This is a genomic window from Mesorhizobium sp. M7A.F.Ca.AU.001.01.1.1 (assembly GCF_004022735.1).
In the GTDB taxonomy this organism is placed as follows: Bacteria; Pseudomonadota; Alphaproteobacteria; order Rhizobiales; family Rhizobiaceae; genus Mesorhizobium; species Mesorhizobium ciceri.
The window spans coordinates 1-3,545 of the sequence record NZ_RZPF01000683.1 but is presented as its reverse complement, the minus strand read 5'-3'; the positions used below and the strand labels follow the sequence as shown (position 1 = coordinate 3,545).

The following is a 3,545-nucleotide window of genomic DNA, read 5'->3' as shown; positions in this document are numbered from 1 at the left end:
GGCGACGATGCCGATGCGGTGCTCCCGCCGGCGTCGACGCGGCGCTTCGTCGCCGCGCCGCCGCTGGTGCCCGAGCCGGAATTCTCCAGGCGCGAAGGCCTGTCCTTTCTGACATTCGTCGCCATCGTGGTGATGGCCGGGCTGGCGCACCTGACCGGGGCACCGATGTTCATCAGCGTTGCATTGCTCGCAACCGGCCTAGCCGGCCTTGCCATGCATCTGCGCGCCAGGCGGAGCGAACATCGCACCGCCGCCCTTCTTGACGAAACCACGGCCCGCAGCCGCGCCGAGATCGAGACGCTGGCCGACCGCATGTGGGAGATGCAGGAGAGCGATGAGCGCTTTCGTGGCCTGATCGACGCGCTTGGAGATCTCGTCATCCATCGCGACCGCGACGGCTACATCGTCTATGCCAACAAGGTCTTCGCCGATCTCGTCGAGATCGACCAGCGCGATCTTGCCGGCAAGACCCTGGCGGAACTCGGCATCGAGGTCGGCATGGTTCCCGATGCCGCCTTTTCCGACCATGAGTGCCTGAGTTCCACCGATGTCTCTATCAGCACGCCGAGCGGGCAGCGCTGGTTCTCCTGGATCGAACTGTCGGTGCGCGACAAGGACAGTGGCGCGGTTTCGCACCGCGCCATCGCCCGCGACATCACCGCCCGCAAACGCGCCGAGTCCTCGCTGATCACCGCACGCGAACGGGCCGAATATGCCAGCCAGGCCAAATCGCGTTTCCTCGCCACCGTCAGCCATGAAATCCGCACCCCGATGAACGGCATCATGGGCATGGCCAGGTTGCTCGCCGACACCAGCCTGTCGCCGGAGCAGCAGACCTATGTCGGCGCCGTCTCGACCTCAGCCAGCGCATTGCTTGCCCTGATCGAGGATCTTCTCGACTATTCCAAGATCGAAGCCGGGCGTTTCGACCCGGAGCCGCAGCCGATGTCGGTGCGCGAGATCGCCGACAACATCATCGAATTGCTGGCGGCGCGCGCCTTCGCCAAGGATATCGGGCTGGGTTGTCATGTCGAACCCGACGTGCCGCAATTGATCACCGCCGATCCAGGCAAGGTCAGGCAGGTGCTTCTCAACCTCATCGGCAACGCCATCAAGTTCACCGACAGCGGCGGCGTGCTGGTGAGCATTGCACGCGCACGCACCGAAACCAGCGACCGCATATGCTTTACCATCGCCGATACCGGTCCGGGCCTGCATGATGCCGACCTGGAGCGCATTTTCGAGGAGTTCGAGCAGGCCGACGGCACGTCGACACGCACACATGGCGGGGCCGGCCTCGGCCTTGCCATCTCCAGGCGCCTGGTGGCCGCCATGGGTGGCACGATCTCGGTATCCAGCCGGCTCGGCCAGGGATCCGAGTTCGTCTTCGAAGTCCCTGCGACAGCGGCCACCGAAGCGCCGCAGGGCCGCCAGAATGCTCTCTCGGGCAGACGCGTGGTGATCCTGTCGAAGAACGCCGTCGAGGCCGACGCCATCGCCCGCACCATCCGTGCCAACGGTGGCGCGGTCGACATCGCCACCACCGCCGCACAGGCCGCGCCTTTCGCCGCCGGCTGCGACGCGATCCTGGTCGATGCAGCGATGGAGGAAGGCGACGGAAGGCTGCTCAAGCGCCTGCGCCAGAGCGGTTTCTCCGACTGTGAGGCGATCACGCTGATCGCGCCGACAGATCGCGGCATGCTTGGCGAGTTCCGCGCCAGCGGCTACGCAACCTTCCTGGCCAGGCCGGTGCGCGGCGGAACACTTTTGCGTGTACTGTTGAGCAGCCATGCTCCGAGCCTCGGCCCGCCGCAGCCGGAAAAGCGCGGCGCGCCGACACTGCGCGCCGTCGGCAACCGCCAGCGCGGCCTGTCGGTGCTGATCGCCGAGGACAATGACATCAATGCCATGCTGGCCCGCGCCACGCTGCTGAAGGCCGGGCATCGCGTCAGGGTGGTCGGCAACGGCAAGGCGGCCGTCGAGGCTGTCACCGGCGCCGCGCACAAGGACCGCTTCGACGTGGTCTTGATGGATCTGCACATGCCGGTCATGGACGGGCTGGACGCGATTGCCGCCATCCGCCGCCATGAGGAAGAAAGTGCCGTGCGGCCGGTGCCGATCATGGTGCTGTCGGCCGACAGCCAGGAAAAGACCCGCCATGCGGTGTTGGCCCATGGCGCCAGCGGCTTTGTCACCAAGCCGCTCGACCCCGAGGCGCTGGTCAATGCCGTCGAGGGCCAGGTCGTCGCGGCCTGAGCTTTCCACCGCCCGTTCCGCACCGGGCGATCACTTAAACGTAGCCGGTTGATCGTATTCGCCAGCCGACGAAGTATTGCCCACGACGTCGTATCACGGTACTGTCACAATCCTGTTGCACCTACACCGTATCCCCGTGCCAAGAGGGATGGCTCGAAGGAGAATCACTCGTGCATACAGTTATGCCGGAATGTGACACTCGGCCGAACGCCAGCAGCGCCTTGCTTGCCGGACGTAACGTCGATTCCGTCATAAAGGGCGCGGCACTGGGCCGTATAGGCAATCTTGAAGTGCGGCTCGCTCGCAACGAGGCCGAGATCGCGGCCGCGCAGGAAGTGCGCTACCGGGTGTTCTACGACGAACTTGGCGCCAGGAAGGACCTGTTCCAGGCCCATGACCGCCGTGACGCCGACCGGTTCGATCCACTCTGCGACCATCTGCTGGTTTTGGACACCACGCTTTCCGGTCCCGAACATCGCCGTATCGTCGGTACATATAGGCTGCTGCGGCAAGAAATCGCGGCCACGGCCGGCGGTTTCTATTCCGAAGGTGAATTCGAGCTGACCAAGCTCATTGCCCGTCACCCCGGCCAGCGTTTCCTGGAACTCGGCCGCTCCTGCGTCTTGCCGGAATACCGCTCGAAACGCACCATCGAGGCGTTGTGGCAAGGCATCTGGGCCTACATCAACCATTACGAAATCGGTGTGATGACCGGTTGCGCTTCTTTTCACGGCACCGTGCCGGCGGCGCATGCCGAGGCGCTCACCTACCTCGCCCACCACTGCCGCACAAATTCGGCCTGGGACGTGCGCGCGGTCTCCGGGCGCTACTGCTCGATGGACCTGATGCCGATCGAGGCGGTCAATGCCAAGGCGGCGATCGCCGCGATGCCGCCTCTGGTCAAGGGCTATCTGCGCGTCGGCGCCCGCATCGGCGACGGCTGCGTCATCGATCGCGAATTCTCGACGGTCGATGTGTTCGTCGTGATGCCGGTCAAGGAGATCGGCGCACGCTACGTCAACTATTATGGCGGGGAAGCCCAGCGCTTCGCTGCGTGAGGCTAGCGAATAGAAAGTAGCGGGAGCTATCTCGTTCAACCCCTATTCGCTATTCGCTTCCTTTTCACAAAATATCTTCCGGCCGCCTGCCGGGCCGGCTCTTGTAGGACGGAAACGACCAGCCGAATTTGAGCGCGCCGCCACGCACAAGGAACGCCGCAGCAAAACCGGCAAGGTCCGAGGCGAGCGGCGGCAGTCCGGCAAGATCGCCAAGCGTGTAAAGGCCGGCAC

General features: G+C 64.7%; 2 protein-coding genes and 1 pseudogene. 2 read left to right on the top strand and 1 reads right to left on the bottom strand.

Annotated elements, in window-relative coordinates:
* On the top strand, positions 1 to 2,256 hold a 2,256-nt coding region (locus EN884_RS29750; protein ID WP_164895234.1), incomplete at its 5' end, for a PAS domain-containing hybrid sensor histidine kinase/response regulator.
* Positions 2,257 to 2,438: 182 nt separating this feature from the next.
* A complete protein-coding gene (locus EN884_RS29745; protein WP_023812526.1) occupies positions 2,439 to 3,314 on the top strand; it encodes a GNAT family N-acetyltransferase in 876 nt (291 codons plus the stop codon).
* Positions 3,315 to 3,378: 64 nt separating this feature from the next.
* Here the strand turns inward: EN884_RS29745 and EN884_RS39860 are convergent.
* Positions 3,379 to 3,545: pseudogene (locus EN884_RS39860) on the bottom strand (trimeric intracellular cation channel family protein); the annotation flags it as partial.

What these genes read in the sequence shown, in the direction of transcription:
- EN884_RS29745 (WP_023812526.1), top strand. Translation starts at nt 2,439, where the DNA reads ATGCCGGAATGTGACACTCGGCCGAACGCCAGCAGCGCCTTGCTTGCC.